Consider the following 20439-nt stretch of genomic DNA (forward strand, 5'->3'; position numbering starts at 1 on the left):
CTGGACCCGAGTTCGACTCTCGGCGTCTCCACAACATAAAAGCGCTGGCCACTTGGTCGGCGCTTTTTTTGTTATTATCGTAGAATATTTCCTAAACAACATCAACTTGAACATCACAGACCTCCACTGCGACCTCCTTCTCTACCTGGCAAAAGCACCAGGAGCCAGCATACTTGCTACAGAGGATATTGGCGTGACCCTGCCCTATTTGCAAAAAGGAAATGTAAAACATCAGGTACTAGCTATTTTTGCTACCACAGGTGCCGAGAGCGTACACTGGGGCGAGCTACAACTACAAGCTTACCAAGATTTGCTGCAACAATCTCCCTTCTTTGCCCTCACTGATAGTAAGCAACTCGACCAGCCAGTAAAAGACCAAATAGGTGTCACTTTAGCTATCGAAAACGCCAGTATTCTTGCCACGGAAGAAGAATCGTTGGAAACTGCCTTTGCCCGCTTGGATAACATCCTCAATATTGGCAAGCGGCTCTTTTACATTACGATCACTCATCATACCGAAAATCGTTTTGGCGGCGGCAACTACAGCACCGTTGGACTAAAACCTGATGGAGAAGCTTTGCTCGACTACATGGCAGAAAAAGATATCCCCGTAGATTTGTCGCATACCAGCGATGCGATGGCCTATGACATCATCAATTATATTGATAAAAAACGCTACGACCTGGCAGTAATCGCCAGTCATTCCAACTTTCGCATCTTACGGAATCATTCTCGCAATTTACCCTCCGAGCTGGTCGTAGAAATCGTCAACCGGAATGGTTTAATTGGGGCCAATTTCCTACGATTGTTTCTCGATGGTGACCAACCGAGTTCTTTGTTGGAACATATCCGTTACGGCTTGGCCAATGCGCCTAAATGTATGGCCTTTGGTGCCGATTTTTTCTACCGCCTAGGGATTCCTGCTCCGGAGCGCCAGCCTCTCTTTTTTCCTGAATACGAAGATGCTGGCCAATACCCAAAAATTTTGCAGCAACTAAATGAACTTGGTGTAACGGAACAGGAATTGAAAGCGCTCGCCCATGGAAATGCAGAACGGTTTATTCGGACGTTTTGGGGTTAATCTAACCTGGTCAGATCCAGCTCCCGAATCATGAGTAAAAAGGTCCTAGAGAAATCGAGCAAATTATCAAAAGAAAGGGTGCTCACAGACGGCCGTAACTGTGGATAGCGACTGCGGTGTTTTTTGGCGATTTGATCAATAGCCTTTCGGATGGATTTGCTGTCCAACTGTTTGGTTTCTGGGTCACAATAATTAGGTTGAAAACCCAGTCCTTTAAAATAAGCTGGCTCTGTTACCCTAAAAAACAAATGAAAAAACTCGCGATCAGGCTGTGGTATAGCATAAATAAACAGGCTATAACCCACGATATAACAAGGGTAAGCAGCAGCAATTTTGTAGTACCCATTCTCTTTGTACCAGTCCATCTGGTGTAATTCCGAATCGATAAGGTTGACGATACGATCGTGGGTGACCGGGGCGGTAATTCCGAAGGTCGTTTTCACCTGATACATCTCCCTGCTGTACTCTTTTTCAGAGCGTTCGAGCAAGCTACGCAGCTCAGCGATGATCATTTCATTTTTTTGCTGAACATTCATCGCCGTGTCTTTGGAGAAAAAACGACGGTGAATACGCTCCAGTGCCTCCATCGTAAAGCCCTCTGGCTTGGTCAAATAGTCCAGTTTGTAAATCAATGACAGTAATAGGCAAGCCGTGCCACTGGGGTATTCTTCTCTGTCAAGCGCACCATTTTCGGCTTCCTCCAGTGTCCTGCGAATTTCCTTGACAATATACTGATGCTTGATGTGGGTCTCCTCTTCCGATAGCGGGTTCAAATGAGAACTATCGACGGGCTCCATGTGGCCGAATTCCTCTAGCAGTAGATCGTCTTGTTTGTCGGCCTGGGTAGCGACCTCTTTCAGGGCGTAGTATAACTTATAAGGAGAGGCGTCGATGGTATCTGTTTCAAACACCACAGTAATATGATAATCCGGATCAAGGGCGTAACGGCTAAATTTGAGCGAATAATTCTGTTCGACCAATCTCCTTAATAATTCTGGCCGGGGGGCGCTAATTCTTGCTACCCGTGCTTCTACTCTTAACCGTTGGCGTGTGGCCCATCCAACTACTCTTTTACTGCCCTGAAACAGTTCAAACGCGAGGCCTTGATCACTTTTTTCCCATACGACATTCTCTTCTTCTTCGTCTCTCAGAAAATAAAGAAACTGCTCGTAGGAAGTGAGGTACTTACCGTTTTCGAAATCAGTAAGTGCTGCATCCCAAGCGTCATAGCAATCGGTGGATTTATAGGAGTCGCTATAGCGCCCAAAACGAATATCGGGCTGAGCATTGGCTTCATCTTTATTGCCGAACCAGCGTTCGAAAAAGCTCATAGGTTTTATTTGATACCAAGTACTTAGTACTTTAATTGGCTTTTTTTCGGTGATAGGTAAGTACAGCACCATCAGCGCCCAACAGACTTAATTCCAGCATTTCGTCAGTTTGGTTCAAAATGGCAAAGCACATTTTTTCATAGGCACTAGACAGCACAAAACAGGGCAATTCCGGCCCTTGACCACCAGTACACTCTTCTGGACAAATCTGGTAGTATGTCATATTTTCTTCCACGACTTTTTCTCCTTTATAATAGGAAACATATTTGCCTGGCAGAAACCTGACGGCCTCGTTTTCATCATACGCAGCCACCCATTCGCCCATCATGCCATTGAATCCGACAGGGGCTTCAGCCACACCTTTGATGGAATAAGAAACAGGAATAGAATCAGCTGGCAAGCCCGCTAGAGGTTCGTTTACCGTGTATACTTTAGGTGAAACGTAGGCTGCCTCTGCCATAGGGACGGCACTAGTTGCTGCATTAGGCTTTGGGGTATCACAAGCCCAGAGCAGTAGGGTGAAAAGGAGAAGAGGTAAATATTTCATGTTTATAGACTTTGTCCGTTCGTAAAAATACTAATTCTGGATCAGTTCCTTACCCCATTAACGTTTTACAATCACAAGTCTCTTATAAAAATCTGATTAACTAGCTATTAATTCTTAAATCAACTCCTTTCCAACTAATACCTAATAATTCCGGTTTACCATTCAAATCAAGCTTATACAAGAGCTTAACATCCCTTATATCTGTTACTAAAACCCCTTCTTCCATGGGGTAAAGTTGGGTTTTAAGTTCGAAAAAACTCTTCATTTTTCGTTTCAACGCAACAAATAGCTGCCCGTTTTCTTCAAAAATCTCTACAGACTCACCTTCTATTGAGTACTTACCCTTCAAAGGGCTAAGTGATTTAATTTGAGCCTTTTCTGTAATTTCCGATACAGGTTCATATTCCTGAACTGCAATTAACCAAGGATCTATTTTTTCTTGATAATCTTCAAAACGGTAAGCTACCTCTACTTCTGGATGAATAACCAACCTATTGTCTTTTTCCCAACTGGTAGGCCAAAATTTATTCGTTAAAGACACACGAAGTTTTGAATTTGGCAGTTCAACTATTCTCGTATCGCCAACTAAATTAGGCCCTTCGCCAGTAGGTTCTCCAATAAATACGGCTTTCGTATTGAGCTCTAAAATTGAAGTAAGTTCCATCACCGTACCACGGGTTGCCCTGCTCGTAAGAACAAATAATTTGCCTCGGTGATTCAACGCTTCACTTTCTTTGATCATATCTATAAATGGTTTTAATTTAAAACCATTCCCACCACCACCATAGCGATTATCAATAACCAACCTCGCGATTTCTAAAGTTTTAATCGCGGTTTCTACTTCTTCTGTAAATTGCTTAATTGATAGCCCTCCCTTATTATCAGAAATGGTCAGAAACTGTACAAATAAAGTTTGTTCTTCTTCCATATATTCCATCCAGTAGTTTTCATTTTCATGTCGTATGGAAGATGAACTTAATTGCCGGTGACTAGTCAGCTGTCGATCGAGTTGGATATACTCCGAAACTTCTTCGTAAGCTACAACCGCCTCCTTGCCTGATGTGAAACCTAATGTTAATTCCTCTGTAATAGGGGCGTTCATAGCTGAGGCGAACCAAGTATCAATTTGCCAATAAAAAGGAAACAGATAAGCCTGAAAGTAGGTATTATCAGCAGGAGAAAAAGCCATTATCGCTTTCAAAACATTTGCAACAGGAACTTTATTTATTGTTTCTATTTTTTGCCCAATTATATTGCTGTATTCTTCACTTGCATCACAGATGTATAGTCCATCAGCAAATAGATAGGTTTTTAGAGGTAATATTTTGCTCCCTAAAACTTCTTGAAACGGGTAGATGTCACACCCATCCTCCTTCACTAAGCCAAGCACCTTTTGGAGAGCTAGAGCTGTTTGAACACCGTTAAGGTTCGGTAAACTTGATTTAAGAGCTTCCATCTCAGCTTCTAGCACCTCCTTGCTAACACGCTCTTCTATACCAGGCACTGTTTTTAATAATTGCTCTGATAAAAAATCAATATCCTCTTCCCATTGATCATTTGTGATTTGATCAAATGATTGTGCAGTAACAGAAGATGTCAACCCAAATATGGCATAAAGGAAAAGAGATAGAAAAGCAACTCTATATATTTTATTCTTAATTGGAAGCATCAAAGATTTCATTAATAATTGTCTTTAGCATTAACCTCAAAAGATGTTTAAAACGATACGCACAAAAAGACCTTTAAACCTATGAAAAGTTGCACATTAGGGGCTTCAGCCCGTTCTTTTAGGTACCTTGCTACACTACCTAACATCAGCACTCTTTCTCTGCATAAAAGAATGATCTACCAACCATTTACCTTTCTATACGCTCCTTTGATTCTGAGCGTTGTAGACCAGTAAGTAACACCATAAGCTTAAACTTCCTACCTCTAAAGCCGTTTAGAAAACAGGAATAACTGATTTTATATCTCCACTTACCAGTATACCTGCTATTTTTGCGGTAGCAAAAGCCTACATATGTCAGTTCAAGTTGAACAACTAACGAAAATTTACGACACCCAACGCGCGGTGGACCATATTGCCTTCGAAGCAAAACCCGGAGAAATCCTTGGCTTCCTTGGCCCTAACGGTGCGGGTAAGACCACCACCATGAAGATGATTACCGGCTACCTGCCTCCCAGCGAAGGCAAGTTGACGGTTTGTGGGATTGATGTCGTGGAAGATACCCTGACCGCTCAACGCGAGATTGGTTACCTGCCAGAAAATAACCCCCTCTACAAGGATATGTACGTACGGGAATATCTGACTTTTGTAGCCCGCATCCACAAGCTGGCCAAGCCTGAAAAGCGCATCAATGAGCTTATTGACATGACCGGGCTGGGTAAGGAACAGCATAAACCTATTGGAGCCCTCTCTAAAGGTTATCGCCAGCGGGTGGGCTTGGCTCAAGCCATGATTCACGACCCTCAAGTGCTCATTCTTGACGAACCGACTTCTGGCCTTGACCCTAATCAGTTGGCAGAAATCCGGAACCTTATCAAGCAGTTGGGTGAAAAGAAAACCGTAATTTTTTCTACCCACATTATGCAGGAAGTACAAGCATTGTGCGACCGGGTCATCATCATCAACCAGGGAAAACTCGTTGCCAACGATCCTATCGAGAGATTACAGTCCCGACTGCAAGGAGAAACGATTGTGACCGTTGCCTTTGCAAAACCTGTAACTAAGGCAGACCTCGCTGCAATCTCCGGGGTTCGTACCGTTGAATCATTTGGAAAAGACCGCTGGCGACTAGCCTCTGTAGGCAAACAAGATATCCGCGAAGCTGTTTTCCAATTAGCGGTGGCGCAAAAGGCTCCTTTGTTAGAGTTGCGCCGCGACGAACTGAGTATTGAAGATGTATTCCGCCAATTAACGGAACAAAAAGCGAAGGTATGAAGTATGGTTTGAACCTGGTTTTAATGTTTTGTTTTCTTGGTTTGTATGCACAGACGGAAGCTACTGACAGTGTTTTGGTGGATGTCAATTTTCGCTTTACCGATGGTCTTTATGCAAATGCCGAAGTATTGCGAACCAACCAACCCAATCTTACTTTCAAAACCCTGGCCGGGAACCTAGTTGTACAAGAGGAAGAGTATATTCTGAAAGTCGAGAATTTGTACCCTAAAGGGCGTCCCGATCTTCCCGTAGCGTTACAAAATATAGATTTCATTTGCCTCAATGGCCTTGCTTATACCCGTGCTTATGTGGATACTGTCCGTAATTTTACGGTCTATGCAGGTTTGCGGGTTCGTGGTCGCTTGTGCTATTTTGCTTATGAGCAAAACCAACCGGATACAGTCTTGATAAAGGCCTATAACCCAATGACGGGGATACCCTTCCGGCAACAAAATGTAATCCGCGAGAAACCTATGCTTACCGAGCGCGTTCTGGCCCTGGCTACTGGCGAAACCAGCCCCTTTGATCGAGTGAACCTCATGCGACTGATGGCCGATGATCCTGCGCTGACCAAATCACTGGAAAGCCTTTCAATAGAGGAAGCAGAAAAACGTCTTCAACGCACTTTACTCATCTATGATGATCGCCACCCTATTTATCTGCCCGCACCTTCTCAACTCACCAATTAGATTAGTAAAAACGCATTAGTACAAACGCGGCTGCTTTTGTACTTTTGCAAATACTATGTGACTATGGTTTCCTTGGCACCTGTACGGTAAAATCAAGTTGCATTCAACCAAAAGAAGCTCATGCTCAGTATTTTTCGCAAAGAAATTAATCTGTTTTTCAGCTCCCTGATCGGCTATATTGTTATCGGTGTTTTCCTGATAGTACTGGGGCTGTTTATGTTTGTTTTCCCCGACACCAGCTTACTCAATTATGGCTTTGCTACGCTCGACCAGCTTTTTGCACTGGCGCCTAACATTTTCGTCTTCCTTATTCCGGCAATCACCATGCGTACTTTTGCTGAAGAGCAACAAAGCGGAACAATTGAACTACTGATCACCCGTCCAATTTCCGACTGGCAAATCATTTTGGGCAAGTACCTCGCGAGTTTTGCATTGATTGCCTTTGCCTTATTGCCTACCCTCTTTTATTACTATACGGTGTATGAATTGGGGGCACCCCGTGGTAATCTCGACTCGGGCGGAATCCTTGGATCCTATATCGGCCTCCTTTTCCTGGCCGGAGGCTTTGCAGCCATCGGCATTTTTGCCAGTTCCATTACCCGTAATCAAATTGTAGCCTTCTTGGCAGCTACAGCGATGTGTTTCTGGTTTTTCTGGGGCTTCGACTACCTCAGCCGGTTACCCATTTTTATAGGCCAGGGTGATGATGTCGTACAAATGATGGGGATGCTTTACCATTATGACAGTCTAAGCCGTGGCGTCATAGACTCCCGCGATGTCATCTACTTCTTGAGTGCTTCCGGCTTTTTTCTCTTCCTCTCTATGCTGGCATTGGAGCGTAGAAAATGGTAACACTCCAAAACTAGAGGTATACACAATTGCATGGAGACGTAATCCATTACGTTTTTACAAAAATCCCTTAGCGTGAATCGTAAGACACAAACTATCGTTCAATTTTTTCTAGGCTTAGGAGTGCTCCTTTTGATCAACATCGTGGCCAATAGCCGGATGGGGGGACGTCCTCTTTATGGAGCCTTAGACTTGACCGAAGAAAAACGCTACACCCTCACAGAGGGCACGAAAACCTTGCTCGAAGCACAGGAAGACGTCATTTTTGTTCGCGTCTTGCTAGAGGGCGAATTCCCGGCAGGATTTAAGCGTTTACAATCTGCCACCCGTGAGATGTTGGAGGATTTCCACTCGGAATCGCCCTACATTGAATATGAGTTCTACAACCCCAACGAAGGGACTGTCGACGAAATCAACACCCGTCGAGAGCAATACAAAGAAGAGGGCATCGTCCCCGTCAATCTTCGTGTAAAAGGCGTTGAAGGGACTTCTACTACTTCCATTTTTCCTTATGCCATTTTCTATAAGGGAGAGCGCTCTGTTTACGTCAATATTCTCGAAAACGAAATCCCCGGCGTACCCAGCGATGTGGTGCTAAACAATGCCGTAGCGCTTTTGGAATATAAGTTTGCAAATGCTATTCAAAAACTAAACCGCTCTTATCGCGAAATCATTGCATTCAGTACCGGACAAGGAGAACTTCCGCCTATCCAAACGGCTGACTTGGAAAAAGAACTCCGGACCTATTACGATGTAGGCCGCTTGTCAATGGATAGCGTGGCTGTGATCCCTCAAGACATTTCTGCATTAATTATTGCAAAACCTACTCGCCCCTTCTCGGACAACAACAAGTTTAAAATTGACCAATATATCATGAACGGAGGTAAGGTCATGTGGCTCCTCGACCGAGTGGCTGTTGACCTGGATAGTTTGCAAGGCAGACCGGAATATTACCCAAAACCTTACGACCTTAACATCGACGATCTGCTCTTCCGCTATGGGCTCCGATTCAATGATGATTTGGTGCAGGATTTACGTAGTACACGTATTCCCCTCGCTACGGGTATGCTGGGTAATGCGCCTCAGTTTGACCTCTTCCGTTATCCCTACCATGTACTGGCACTGCCACAGAGCAACCACCCAATTGTCCGTAGCCTGGAAGCCGTCAACCTCTTTTACCCCAGTTCCATTGACCTTTCTCCCCGGACAAAAACGCCTATTGATAAAACCATCCTGCTAATGAGTAGTGATGCTGCTCGTTACCAAAAACTACCTGTTGGTCTCGATTTTGACTTTCTCCGCTACGACCTTGATCCAAACAAATTCCAACAGGATTCTTTGGTCATGGGTGTACTATTAGAAGGCACTTTTTCCAGTATGTACGAAAACAGGCTGAGCCCTGAAAATTTGGCGGTTTTAGAAGATATCGGCGTAGAGTATCAAAGTCAAAGTGTTCCTAATGCTATGATTGTCGTCTCAGATGGAGACGTTGTTGCCAACCCTGTACGCCCCGATGGATCGGTTGTTCCTCTGGGGTACAATGTTTTCGAGAAATATCAATTCTCAAATAAAGACTTCCTTTTCAATGCGCTGGAATACCTGCTCGACGACGGGGGGATCATCCAGGCCCGCGGCAAGGAAGTACGCCTACGTATGCTCAACAATGAGCGGGCCGAGGCCGAAGCTACCTTCTGGAGAGTAATCAACATTGCTACCCCTGTAGCACTTCTACTATTATTTGGTTTGGTTTATTTCTTACTACGAAGAAAAAAGTACGGGTTGGTGAATAAAAGAGAATAAACCAAAGCTATCCCCTACCCCCTTTGTCGGCACTTTCACTCAATCCGGTTTGGATAAACCAGAGGAAGCCCGCACCTTTGCGGACAAATAAAAAATTAATGAATCGTACCCTTATTTTATTAGTCGCTGTAGTAATCCTAGGCGCTGGTGCCTATTTTTTAATGAGCGAAGAAAAACAGGGGACAGTGAGCTCCGTGGTTGGTGCAGACCGGGAGTTCTCCGTACCTCGCGAGGATGTTTATAAGGTGTTCCTAGGTGACCGCAACGGCAACCGTACAACCCTTACCCGTACATCTTCTGGATGGGTGTACAACGACGAATACCCTGCTCGGCCAGATGCTGTAGAGAACCTTCTCACAGCTGTTGACAAAATACGAATGCGCTTCAAACCTGCTGACGCGGCCATCCCCAATATGATTGATGGTTTAGCTACCCAAGGTATCAAGGTAGAGATATACGGTAAGGACAACGAACTGCTAAAAACCTACTACATTGGTGGTGCAACCAATGATGAACGAGGTACACATATCATTCTTGATGGTGCAGAACAACCGTACGTAGCCGAAATTCCAGGATGGGAAGGTAACCTCCGCTTCCGCTATAACCTCATTGGCGATGACTGGCGAGACCGTACCATCTTCCGACTAAACCCGGAAAATATCACCAGCGTTAGTGTCGAATATCCTAAACAACAAAACAAGTCTTTTAGGATCGACTATAACGAAGCGCCCAAAGTTGAACCATTCTACCCTTTGACGCCCCGTATACAAAAGCCTTTACAGCCTAGTAGAGTTCAAGCCTATCGTAATAATTTTGAAAAGATCATCGCTTCCGGCTTCAACAACCTAAACCGAGAAAGAGATGAAATCACTCAGCAGATTCCTTTTGCCATTATTACCGTAGATACTAAGAATGAGGATACTCAATCACTACAACTATTCCCTATCTTCGGTAAACCCTTCGTTGACCCTAAGACGGGGACAACCACTCAGCCGACCGAAGTAACAGGTTATTATGGCCTGACTCATGCCAATGATTTTATGATCCTTCAGAACCCAATGGTGAGTAAAATCCTGTGGGCTTACGACTTTTTCTACGAATAGTAATTACATCTAAAATTCATCCAGCTTCATCGACTTTGGTAGCAAGAGTAAAGAAATTGTGGTAACTATATGAAGTCATTAGTTTGACAACTATTAGTTATCATTAACGCAACAAAGAATTATGGCAAATGCGCTACCTGCCATTACCCAGTATCTCCGTGCCTGCTACCAGGCCGACTATCGGGCGGTAAATCTTTTGAATTTTTTCAGCACTAAAGCCAATCATCAACACCTCTTTGCCGATGAAGCTTTTCTCCAAGGCACCCTCGAAACTTTGCCCGTTGACACGGATTGGGCCAGCTCTTTAAGCAAACACATCTACCTCCATGGCAAAGAAGAGCAGCTCTATGTCCATGCCTTATTTCTGGTGGGGCGTACCCAGTTGCTCGGCAAACAACGTACCGTCTGCGCGCCCTTGTATTTAATCCCGGCAGAGCTTAATCACTTACAGGAAGTGTATCAGGTAAGCCTTGATTTTTCCGGCATGGTCATCAATCCAGCTGTAGCGGATGTCCTTCAGGAGTTGAATATTGGGAACATCCCTTCCCTCTTAGATCACCTGAACAATATTTTGCCCACCGGCCCACTTGATTTTGACCACCTGCACGCCCTAGAGCTGCAACTTGCTTCCATTTTTCCTGACTTAGTGCTAAATGATCTAGATGCGTTTCCTAAATCTATTAGCGAACAATCCCTCAAACAAAGCATACGAAAGCAAAAAGAAGGATTTACGCTTTTACCTCATACAGGTTTAGCAATGATGCAAAAAGCATCGGGATCATTGGGCATTCTCAATGAATTGGAAACCATTGCTCAGGGTACTACCTTTTCACCTGTTCTTCAAGAGTTATTCACCAATGACGACCTTTCATCCACCAATAAAAAACAAACGCCTACCCCTCTGCCCGTACTGCTAAGCAATAACCAAAAGGCCATCCTCCAGGCAGCAGCTACACAAACGATCACTATGGTCAACGGGCCACCAGGGACGGGAAAGTCCTTTACTATCGCTGCTATTGCCGCTGATCGACTCAGCCAAGGTGAGTCGGTGCTGATTGCAGCCAAAAACCCACAAGCAGTTGAAGTTATTGCCGATAAATTGGAAAGAGACTTTCAACTTCCCGGTATTGCTATCCGTGCTACCCGTAAGGATTATCGCAAGCATTTGCGCCGCCGACTAAAAGACTGGTTAAATGGTTTGGGTGTAAAATACGTTTACCCTTCTGATCAAAAGCGGATAAAAATTGAATTGGATACTTTCCTTTCCCAAACAGCTAACTTGGAAGATATCCTTGCGCTACGAGCCGATAAAGAGCTTATTATGGGAAAGTTGATGACTAAGGATTCCCTTAGCTGGCGAGAGCGGTTTCAGCGTTGGCGACTACGAAGAGCTTTTGACGGTATCACTCCGATGTGGGAACTCCACCAACAATTAGAACAAGCTAGTCATAAGTTACAACATCGTTCGCGGAAACACCTAGAGGGCTTGTTTTCCGCGTGCCTCACCAGTGCCTTACGTACTCACAGAAATGAACTGCAACAAACATGGGAAGCCCTTAAAAGTAAAACGGGCAATCAAAAAGAACGGTATTTCAACCAGATAAATTTCCGAAAACTACTAAGCGCTCTTCCGGTATGGTTGGTCGACAGTAGCCATATTCAAGAAGTACTTCCTTTGGAGGCTAGCTTGTTTGACCTTGTCATTATTGACGAAGCCAGTCAATCAGATATGGCCAGTGCTTTCCCGCTGCTGCAACGGGCCAAAAGAGCCGTAATTGTGGGTGACCCCAAACAGCTTCGGCACGTTTCCTTCCTGTCGAGGGAGCGGCAACTCGGTTTTGCACAACGCTTTCAGTTACCTGCTACCGAACTAAACAACTTGCAGCAGCGACTCTCTTACCGTGACCACAGTCTACTTGATTTGGTGAGTAACCGCATCAAGCATCAACAAAACATCATTCTACTGGATGAGCATTTTCGCTCCTTACCGGGGATCATCAATTTTAGTAATGTTAATTTCTATCGGTCACAACTAAAAATCATGACGGCACACCCGCATAATCATGCGCAAAAGTGTATTTTCCTACATCGCTCAAATGGCGATAGAGACGCCAGCGGGCATAACATCAAAGAAGCGGAAGCGATCCTTCGTAAAATAAGAAGTACTGTCGATCAAGAAAGAGAATTGGATTCGGCACTACACCAATCCATTGGTTTACTTTCGCCTTTTAGGGCCCAAGTCGATTTTTTGCGAAAAGCCGTCAAAGAAGCATTCTCCGCAGAAGAGCTTGCTCGACACCGCATCTTGATCGGTACCCCACACGACTTTCAGGGAGAAGAACGAGATCTGATGCTAATTTCCTGGGTCGTTGATGCAACAACTCCTGCCGGTACTTACCGCTACCTTGCTAAAGAGAATGTCTTTAATGTAAGCATTACCCGAGCTCGGGCTGCTCAGTATATGTTCCTATCCGTTGATGTTCATCAGCTTCCCGTTGATCATCTATTGACACGTTATCTACAGACATCAGGTGTAGTAGAATCGACTCCAGCTATTGCTCAAAAAGCTTCGTTTGACACCGATCCCTTCCTGGAAGAAGTGAGCCAATTTATTGCACAGCAAGGCACATCTACGATCTTGGAAAATTATCCTATTGCCGGGCTCGAAATTGATTTGGTTGTGGTCCATCAAAATCATACTTACTGCATTGATCTCATCGGTTTTCCCGGCGTTTACGAAATGGCGTTACCGCTAGAACGATGGAGAATGCTTGAGCGACTGGGGATTCCCTGCTTCTCCCTGCCTTATAGTCAATGGATAAACTCCCCCGAAGAAAGCAGGCATGCGCTAAAAACCTTCCTTTCAATAAAACCTAAATAAGAAAAGGGCATAAATGAGAATTACCTCATCTATGCCCTTCTTTTGTATTGCGTAGAAATAAATGGTGATTTATTTCCGTGCTATTTTTTATTCCAACAACTGTAAGGCTGCTGAGATAAAGTAGAATTTAGTGCTGAACCGTAATCATACGGTTGCTTACACCAAGTTCAGTATCAACGCGGATCAAGTAAGTACCGCTAGGCAAGCCAGCAGTTTCCAACTGAATGCGCTCCTTCATTACATTATCTAAAGTACGGTTGATAATCACCTGTCCTTTGGTATTGAATACCACCAAACGGCCACTTGTTTGCTCTTCCAGATCGAAATCCAGGTTCACGTAAGTGTTAGCAGGGTTAGGGAATACCGAAACGGCACCCGTAGGTAATTCTACTTCGCTGGTACTAGTAACTACATCGTTTCCAACACTCAGGCGTACAACAGGCACGATATCCTGACCGAAACCAGTCATGCTCAAATCACCTTCGTTGCTCACATCAAGTGCAGCAGAATAGCGAATACGGTCTAAAGAATCGGTGTAGAAAGTCATTGCCGCATAATCATAATCCTCAGAAGCCTGCAAGAACATAGCCTGATCATCATCCGTTGAATACTGAATAGCAGCAATATAGTTAAAACCTTCCGTCAATGGTAATGGGCCATCTTCGTTAGCCATTACTGTAATCAGGCCATCACCTTCATTACCGGTAAATTCGTAAGAATTAAAACCATAGATTGTATACTCGTCCTGCTCAGCAATGAAACTTTCATTGGCATCTTCTGGCCACTCAAGTAACAAAACAGTTACAAAACGACCTGCCAATTCATCTGCATTGGTTACACCAAAAGAGATGGTACGTGCATGTAGTGGTTCACCTTCCAGCGTCATATCACTATTGATGGTGTAAACATTACCATAGGTGTAGCTGTCATCATCAGCAGGAGAAACACCACGGGTAGAACCGATTTCCTTAGCGAAAAGCGTATCAGTTACTGAGAAAACAAACTGGTTGGTATTGTTGCCAGGAATCGCATCCATATCATCACCATCGTAAGATAATGAGTAGGTTGCAGTATAGATATCAGCTACAGCAGGAGGTGTAAATTCAGTAGGAAACAGTACGTTTTCCGCCGTTGAATCAGAAACAATATCAGTGTAAACGATCTCGTCGTTGTATACTTCTGCACCAGCATTGTTGGTGATCGTCATGTTCAAGGTTACGGTAGCTTGGGTAGCAGAACCAGCGTTAGCGATATCAGCGATAAAGCCGATAGGTTCTACCTGGCTAGCAGGTGTTAAAGCGTTAGGTGCTACAGCAGCGAAAGCATTTACACGCATTTCGTTAGCTGGGCGAGGATCAGTCTCGGTCAAGACCATATCATCCACCTGCCAGCTGTAACCACAAGCAGTAAGGTTACCACCATTCGCAGTACCACCGTCAGAAAGAAACTGGAAAGCAACATATACATTGTTAACACCAGCAGCTGCAGCAGATAAGTCCAACTGAATCGTCTGTGGGTTCTGAGCAGGATCACCATCAAGAATACCACCAAAGTCATTGGCAGCAATACCAGGGAATACTTCAAAAGTTTCCCAGCTGGCAAGATCATCTAAATCAGTACCTACGCGAATTTGCGGGCGGTCATTGAAACTACGGTAAAGCGTTTCAAATATTAACCAAACAGCAGCTTTATCAGAAGCATCAATAGCTGGTGAAATCAACCAGGCATCTTGTACCGTTTGTGAACAGTTCAAATCAGAATCAAAAGTAGCCCAGCCGTCAGTAGCTGTGGTACTTGCGATAAGATCAGTTGCGAATGGTCCTGTAGGGCCATCTGTTCCAAATAGCCAAGAGGCGGAAGGAGTACCGTTTCCGGCTACTTCTACATTCATCCAACCTGTAGGAACTCCACCATCACTAGTGAAAGATTCTGTGAAAAAGTCTTGTGCTTGTAGACCAAAAGTGGTCAATGACAAACAGAATAAGGCGATTACGTAATTCTTCAATTGCATAAAATCAGATTTTTTAAATAAGCAAATCATCAGGCTTACACCTGAAAATTAACGAATCAATATTTGATTCATCGTTGTTTTTTAGAGAGAGGATGCAAAGATAAAGGTTTATTGCCAAGCTAACTACTTTGTGGCTACATTCAACTGATTATCGTCGCCTGTTTTGCATAAGCTTAATCAATCCGAACCTAAAGCAGCGTACTCTTTGGCTAATTGATGCTTATCAACGGGCACTACCCCTACTTTTTCACAAACCTGCCCACCAGCTAAATTGGCTAAACGAGCAATCATTGACAATTCCATTTTGGCAGCCAAACCAAGGGCCATTATACTTATTACCGTATCTCCGGCCCCGCAAACATCAGCAATAGTACGTTCGTAAGTAGGGATAATCTCACTCAATTCATTTCCTGCGACGAATACTCCTTTCTCTGATAAGGTAATCATCGTGTAAGCATTGCCCAACCGCTTATTCACCGCTGCCGCTGCTTCTTTCAAACTTGACAAATTCACCTCTAAATGAGGGTCTATTTGTTGTTGGATTTCCCGAAGATTAGGTTTAAACAACGTTACGTCTTGATAAGCCCAGAAATTGTCATACTTAGGATCCACTGCCGTGGGGATACCTCTACGTAGTGCTTGCTGCATAACTTGCTGAATCAAACCTGGGGTTAGCACCCCTTTATTGTAATCCTGAAAGAGGATAAGATGGATTTCTTCTTCGTCGAGCTTTTTTTTCAGTCGCTCCATCAATTGCTCGACAATTGGTTCTTTAATTGGACTAGTATCTTCTCGATCAACACGTAACAGGTGTTGATTTTGGGCCAGCACCCTGGTTTTCACCGTAGTAATTCGATCAGAATGCTCCAGAAGATGTTCCGCAGAAATGTTCGCCGCTGGTAGAAGCTGCTGCAACAACTTACCATTATCATCCGCTCCAATTACGCTAAATAAATATGGAGTAGCACCCATAGCTTCGATATTCAGCGCGACATTGGCCGCTCCTCCCAGTCGATTATCCTCTGAACGCAAGTGTACAACCGGCACTGGTGCCTCTGGCGAGATGCGATCAACTTTACCGCTGAGGTAGCGGTCGATCATCACATCGCCAATAACGACAATATTAAGTTGGGAGAACTGTCCTAAAAAATCAACTGAATTCATTGGTTAGTGGTCTGATCAGGAGTCGCAAAAATACGAAAACGATGCCGATGAACGCAATCCTTTTCCTGGACACCTTACAATTCGATGATCTCTCCTAAGTTTAGAGCAGCTCAGGTTCAGCTCTAGGTAGATTATATAAACTTAATAATGCAGCGATAATAACTAAATTCTTAATTATGTATTGCCCCAGCAGGGTCAGCTGAAAAGGTATGTTGACAAACACTTGTTCTGGCAAAACAAATAAAGGTGTAAAGGTAAATGCCATGTGCACTAATGCAAGTAAAACAGCAACTCGCCTATAAATATTTGTAATTAATAATATCCCTACTAATGACTCCCAAATCGCAAGTAGTATTATGGAAACGTTTGCAGGTATAATATTAAAAGTCAATATGGTTATGGTGTCTTTAGCTAAATCTTCTGCTGGACTTTGATTTGGAAAGTATTTCAATGTTCCAAACCAAAGGTATATTATCCCTATGCTCAAGGCTAAAATATAGCTTCTCGAAAAATTAAGTTTTAGATTCATTTAGTCTAGTCTATTTGAAACGATTACAACCTATAGCCTAAAAAGCCCAAAATACGAGAGTTCCTGGACAATTAGAGCATGTCTGGAACGGTTTCGGGATAAATCCTAAACACACTTCTGGCTGACTGCGTTTCTCCATTTACCCCAAAGGCAAGGCCTCGACAATCCTTACAGCAGCCCCTTGATTGGCCGCTAGGTAGTCGCCTATTGCTTCCTGTGCTTTGGCCAATGTTTTTCCATTCTGAAAATCATTGAAATAACGTTCAAAATCCTTAAAATCCGTAATTTCAAAAGCTCCACCTTGGCTTTTCAAGGTTAATGCCTCTTGGAATTTTTGATGATTTGGACCAAAGAGGACAGGTAGGCCATGTGCTGCTGGCTCCAAGGTATTGTGAATACTTTTGCCAAATCCTCCACCAATATAAGCCAGTTCACCGTAATGGTACACACGCGAAAGCATACCGATGGTATCCAAAATCAGCACCCGGAAGGAGACTAAATTATCTGTATTTTTTAATTGAGAGTAACGACAAAACGGGACTTTCAACTGAGCTTCAATACTTTTCAAATGCGCCTCGCTAATATCATGCGGGGCTAATAATAGTTTCCACTCTTTTTCCCAATAAGTTTGCTGCGTCAGTAAAATTTGCTCGCCAGCAGGCCAGGTGCTGCCACCTATAAATAGACGATCTTGCCCTTTAAAGGCAGCCACCAGTGGAAAATCAATATCCTGCTGTGCGATCGACAACACCCGATCCACACGAGGATCACCAGCGACCGTAACACCAGAAATACCATGATCAAGCAGTAAATCTTTATCCGTTTGATTTTGTACAAAAAGGTGTTGAAACCCTTGCAACAGTCCTAAAAAATAACTGCCATACCATTTAAAGAAAAGCTGCCCAGGGCGAAAGCTGCCCGCAATAAGGAAGACCGGAATATTTGCAGCAAAAAGGGCTTTTAGGTGGTAAGCCCAAAATTCGTATTTCACAAAAACGACAATAGTTGGACTTAATATTTCTAACCACTGCTGCGCATTACTAGGGCTATCAGCAGGTAGGTAGGTCACATAATCAGCATGAGGGTAATCAGATTGTTGCTCGTAACCAGAAGGCGAATAAAAACTTAATACAATCTGAAAATCCGGGTATTTCTCACGAACAAGCTCCAATACGGGGCGCCCTTGTTCAAATTCACCTAAACTAGCGCAATGCATCCAAAGCACCTTGACTTCAGCAGGAAGCGTGCTTCTCCACGACCGTAATTTTTGCAGCCAATCTTTCCTACCCTCTACCCAGGCTTTTGCCTTTGGTCTGAACCAGGAAGCTAGATGGATTGCAGTATGGTATAAGCTTATTGCTAGTCGGTAAATTAATGCAACCATTGTTTAATAATAAACTTCTTCTGCATTTCCCAGATAAAAAGGCAGTGTAAAACTAAAACGGAAGCCAGCTAAAATATCCAACCGTTTTTCCGTGTCAGCAACCCTTGAACTGAAATCAAAAGAGCGACGACTTTGGGTAAATCCTTCATAAAATTCAAAACCGGCTGTAATGTTAATCCCTGTATTTTTTCCAATCACCTGATACCCTACAAATTGATGCAAAGCCAGACCATTGGTCAGGCGATCGTAGCCTTTCAAGTACTCTCCTTCCAGCTGTGGCACCGCGCGAAAGGGGTCTTCCTGGATACGGATGCGATGTTGAAGTAGACCCGCGCCCAAATTAAGACGAATACCAGAACGAGGATTATCCTCAAAGAGACTGATAAGCCTACCGGCTCGCAAGCCAAAGTAGCTCCCACGCTGACGCAGTTGAATATCAGCCGGCGATCGATCATTCCCGATAATAACACCTGACTCGGTCCGGAGGCCTGCCAGTACATCTTCTTCTACATTACTACCAAAAAGATACATTCCCTGTATGCCTATGATCCAGTTGCTTTCTGTAATAAAGTCCAAGGATATCTCTGGAGCAAAACCCAGTCCGAAGCGTTCATCCAAATCACCGAGTGGCACCTCTGGAGCGTAGCCAAAATTGAGTAAAAGGGCTTTCCCTGAATTGGTTTTCCCCCAACCCTGCCCCTGAAGGCCCGTTTGAAGCATAATTAGCACCAGCATTATGCTAACTGTTTTACAGGCTATAGCTTTTAGCGGAAAATAATTTTTCATCTCTTAAAAATTTGATCGCAAAGATAGGAGGCTTTTTAAGACTTGGTAAAGGTTAAAAAATAACGCTTCTACTTGTTCTATACATTACGAATTGATTACAGTATCTTTTCATTAAAACTCAGAGCTTATTGGGGACGAATTTGATTTGAAAATCAACAATTTAGAGTTCTGACTAAGTTCAAAATCGAACGCTTGGCAGGTCAAGTAAGCTGTTTTGAGCGACGACAGGTTTCTGAAGTATTGGTTTTCAGGCTTAGCAAGTCCCAAACATGCTCTTAACAAGAAATCCTTTTCGGGCTGCAACGGATTCTTCTATCTTTGCTGCCGAAAGAAATGGTCTTATACCATATTTCAGAATGGGTCATCTTAAAACATTGAATAAATACTCAATATCATTATGCCAAGAATTCTTATCACCGGTGGAGCTGGTTTTTTAGGTTCTCACCTTTGTGACCGCTTTATCAAAGAGGGATATCAGGTTATTGCTATGGACAATTTACTGACTGGCAGTAAGGATAATATCGCCCACCTATTTCCTCTCCCGGAATTTGAGTACTACCATAATGATGTTTCCAATTTTGTCCATGTTGCAGGGCCACTAGACTACATCCTTCACTTCGCTTCTCCTGCCAGTCCCATCGACTATCTAAAGATGCCTATTCAAACCCTAAAGGTTGGTGCCCTTGGTACACATAACTTATTGGGCTTGGCCAAAGAGAAGAAGGCACGTATCCTTGTTGCATCTACCTCCGAGGTCTATGGCGATCCACTTATTCATCCACAACCAGAGGAGTACTGGGGCAATGTCAACCCTGTTGGCCCGCGTGGTGTATATGATGAAGCAAAACGATTCTTAGAGGCCATTACCATGGCTTATCACAATTATCACGGTTTGGAAACTCGAATTATTCGCATTTTCAATACCTATGGATCACGTATGCGCACCGATGATGGCCGTGTACTTCCTGCCTTTTTCTCCCAAGCTATTCGCGGAGAAGGGCTGACCATTTTCGGTGATGGTTCACAATCCCGTTCCTTTTGCTACGTTGATGATTTAGTAGAAGGTATCTATCGCTTACTTTTAAGTGATTACCACCTACCCGTTAATATCGGCAATCCCGATGAAATCACTATCATGGACTTCGCAAAGGAGGTCTTAGCCTTAGTGAACAACCCAGCAGCCCATATCATTCACCATGATTTACCGGTAGATGACCCTAAAATCCGACAGCCGGATATCACCAAAGCAAGAGAGATCCTTGGTTGGGAACCGACGGTTGATCGGGAAGAAGGGCTAAAGCGGACATTCGAATACTTTAAAACCGTCGTTAAGTAATTTATTT

16 protein-coding genes are annotated in these 20439 nt (G+C 43.8%); 8 read left to right on the plus strand and 8 right to left on the minus strand.

Annotation, left to right across the window (positions count from 1 at the left end; translation table 11 throughout):
* Positions 1-1081 (plus strand): dipeptidase (locus ACRBG0_RS12615; protein WP_431487232.1); only part of this gene is annotated, 1081 nt, incomplete at its 5' end.
* On the opposite strand, the gene ACRBG0_RS12620 is transcribed toward ACRBG0_RS12615, so the two are convergent.
* From ACRBG0_RS12620 to ACRBG0_RS12630, 3 genes are all read right to left on the minus strand, one after another.
* The gene (locus tag ACRBG0_RS12620) at positions 1078-2412 is read right to left on the minus strand and encodes a hypothetical protein (RefSeq protein WP_431487233.1); all 1335 of its coding nucleotides are present in this window, start codon (positions 2410-2412) and stop codon (positions 1078-1080) included. The two genes, ACRBG0_RS12615 and ACRBG0_RS12620, sit on opposite strands and share 4 nt — an antisense overlap.
* A 31-nt stretch (positions 2413-2443) precedes the next feature.
* Complete coding sequence (locus ACRBG0_RS12625; RefSeq protein ID WP_431487234.1) at positions 2444-2959, minus strand: hypothetical protein; 516 nt, start codon at positions 2957-2959, stop codon at positions 2444-2446.
* A 100-nt stretch (positions 2960-3059) separates the two neighbouring features.
* Positions 3060-4640 carry a hypothetical protein gene (locus ACRBG0_RS12630; RefSeq protein WP_431487235.1) on the minus strand — a complete coding sequence of 527 codons (1581 nt, stop codon included), beginning with the start codon at positions 4638-4640 and terminating at the stop codon, positions 3060-3062.
* 339 nt (positions 4641-4979) lie between these two features.
* On the opposite strand from ACRBG0_RS12630, the gene gldA reads away from it, so the two are divergent.
* The 6 genes from gldA to ACRBG0_RS12660 all read left to right on the plus strand — a co-directional run bounded on the left by gldA (position 4980) and on the right by ACRBG0_RS12660 (position 13222).
* Positions 4980-5900 carry a gliding motility-associated ABC transporter ATP-binding subunit GldA gene (gene gldA / locus ACRBG0_RS12635; RefSeq protein ID WP_431487236.1) on the plus strand — a complete coding sequence of 307 codons (921 nt, stop codon included), beginning with the start codon at positions 4980-4982 and terminating at the stop codon, positions 5898-5900.
* Entirely contained in the window at positions 5897-6589 is a 693-nt protein-coding gene (locus ACRBG0_RS12640; RefSeq protein WP_431487237.1) for a hypothetical protein, read from the plus strand. Before gldA ends, ACRBG0_RS12640 begins: the two co-directional genes overlap by 4 nt.
* Before the next feature lie 120 nt (positions 6590-6709).
* The gene (gene gldF, locus ACRBG0_RS12645) at positions 6710-7441 is read left to right on the plus strand and encodes a gliding motility-associated ABC transporter permease subunit GldF (RefSeq protein WP_020539129.1); all 732 of its coding nucleotides are present in this window, start codon (positions 6710-6712) and stop codon (positions 7439-7441) included.
* Between the two features lie 72 nt (positions 7442-7513).
* Positions 7514-9238, plus strand: a complete 1725-nt coding sequence (gene gldG / locus ACRBG0_RS12650; RefSeq protein ID WP_431487238.1) for a gliding motility-associated ABC transporter substrate-binding protein GldG — start codon at positions 7514-7516, stop codon at positions 9236-9238.
* Between the two features lie 98 nt (positions 9239-9336).
* Entirely contained in the window at positions 9337-10341 is a 1005-nt protein-coding gene (locus ACRBG0_RS12655) for a DUF4340 domain-containing protein (RefSeq protein WP_431487239.1), read from the plus strand.
* Between the two features lie 121 nt (positions 10342-10462).
* Positions 10463-13222: an AAA domain-containing protein gene (locus tag ACRBG0_RS12660; protein ID WP_431487240.1), complete on the plus strand. Its 2760-nt coding sequence runs from the start codon at positions 10463-10465 to the stop codon at positions 13220-13222.
* A 127-nt stretch (positions 13223-13349) separates the two neighbouring features.
* On the opposite strand, the gene ACRBG0_RS12665 is transcribed toward ACRBG0_RS12660, so the two are convergent.
* The 5 genes from ACRBG0_RS12665 to ACRBG0_RS12685 all read right to left on the minus strand — a co-directional run bounded on the left by ACRBG0_RS12665 (position 13350) and on the right by ACRBG0_RS12685 (position 19096).
* Complete coding sequence (locus tag ACRBG0_RS12665; protein ID WP_431487241.1) at positions 13350-15233, minus strand: T9SS type A sorting domain-containing protein; 1884 nt, start codon at positions 15231-15233, stop codon at positions 13350-13352.
* A gap of 177 nt (positions 15234-15410) precedes the next feature.
* Positions 15411-16397 carry a bifunctional heptose 7-phosphate kinase/heptose 1-phosphate adenyltransferase gene (locus ACRBG0_RS12670; RefSeq protein ID WP_431487242.1) on the minus strand — a complete coding sequence of 329 codons (987 nt, stop codon included), beginning with the start codon at positions 16395-16397 and terminating at the stop codon, positions 15411-15413.
* 100 nt (positions 16398-16497) lie between these two features.
* The gene (locus ACRBG0_RS12675) at positions 16498-16926 is read right to left on the minus strand and encodes a doxx family protein (RefSeq protein WP_431487243.1); all 429 of its coding nucleotides are present in this window, start codon (positions 16924-16926) and stop codon (positions 16498-16500) included.
* 139 nt (positions 16927-17065) lie between these two features.
* The gene (locus ACRBG0_RS12680) at positions 17066-18310 is read right to left on the minus strand and encodes a 3-deoxy-D-manno-octulosonic acid transferase (protein ID WP_431487244.1); all 1245 of its coding nucleotides are present in this window, start codon (positions 18308-18310) and stop codon (positions 17066-17068) included.
* Between the two features lie 3 nt (positions 18311-18313).
* The gene (locus ACRBG0_RS12685; protein ID WP_431487245.1) at positions 18314-19096 is read right to left on the minus strand and encodes a hypothetical protein; all 783 of its coding nucleotides are present in this window, start codon (positions 19094-19096) and stop codon (positions 18314-18316) included.
* Positions 19097-19493: 397 nt separating this feature from the next.
* On the opposite strand from ACRBG0_RS12685, the gene ACRBG0_RS12690 reads away from it, so the two are divergent.
* Positions 19494-20432, plus strand: coding sequence for a UDP-glucuronic acid decarboxylase family protein (locus ACRBG0_RS12690; RefSeq protein ID WP_431487246.1), 939 nt, complete (start codon positions 19494-19496; stop codon positions 20430-20432).
* Positions 20433-20439: the final 7 nt, after the last annotated feature.

The sequence above is a fragment of the Lewinella sp. genome (assembly GCF_050633125.1).
Lineage (GTDB): Bacteria > Bacteroidota > Bacteroidia > Chitinophagales > Saprospiraceae > Lewinella.

Bases quoted from the DNA above. Each gene is read 5' to 3' on its own strand.
- ACRBG0_RS12620 (WP_431487233.1), bottom strand. From the start codon at position 2,412: ATGAGCTTTTTCGAACGCTGGTTCGGCAATAAAGATGAAGCCAATGCT.
- ACRBG0_RS12625 (WP_431487234.1), bottom strand. From the start codon at position 2,959: ATGAAATATTTACCTCTTCTCCTTTTCACCCTACTGCTCTGGGCTTGT.
- ACRBG0_RS12630 (WP_431487235.1), bottom strand. From the start codon at position 4,640: ATGAAATCTTTGATGCTTCCAATTAAGAATAAAATATATAGAGTTGCT.
- gldA (WP_431487236.1), top strand. From the start codon at position 4,980: ATGTCAGTTCAAGTTGAACAACTAACGAAAATTTACGACACCCAACGC.
- ACRBG0_RS12640 (WP_431487237.1), top strand. From the start codon at position 5,897: ATGAAGTATGGTTTGAACCTGGTTTTAATGTTTTGTTTTCTTGGTTTG.
- gldF (WP_020539129.1), top strand. From the start codon at position 6,710: ATGCTCAGTATTTTTCGCAAAGAAATTAATCTGTTTTTCAGCTCCCTG.
- ACRBG0_RS12655 (WP_431487239.1), top strand. From the start codon at position 9,337: ATGAATCGTACCCTTATTTTATTAGTCGCTGTAGTAATCCTAGGCGCT.
- ACRBG0_RS12660 (WP_431487240.1), top strand. From the start codon at position 10,463: ATGGCAAATGCGCTACCTGCCATTACCCAGTATCTCCGTGCCTGCTAC.
- ACRBG0_RS12665 (WP_431487241.1), bottom strand. From the start codon at position 15,233: ATGCAATTGAAGAATTACGTAATCGCCTTATTCTGTTTGTCATTGACC.
- ACRBG0_RS12670 (WP_431487242.1), bottom strand. From the start codon at position 16,397: ATGAATTCAGTTGATTTTTTAGGACAGTTCTCCCAACTTAATATTGTC.
- ACRBG0_RS12675 (WP_431487243.1), bottom strand. From the start codon at position 16,926: ATGAATCTAAAACTTAATTTTTCGAGAAGCTATATTTTAGCCTTGAGC.
- ACRBG0_RS12680 (WP_431487244.1), bottom strand. From the start codon at position 18,310: ATGGTTGCATTAATTTACCGACTAGCAATAAGCTTATACCATACTGCA.
- ACRBG0_RS12685 (WP_431487245.1), bottom strand. From the start codon at position 19,096: ATGAAAAATTATTTTCCGCTAAAAGCTATAGCCTGTAAAACAGTTAGC.
- ACRBG0_RS12690 (WP_431487246.1), top strand. From the start codon at position 19,494: ATGCCAAGAATTCTTATCACCGGTGGAGCTGGTTTTTTAGGTTCTCAC.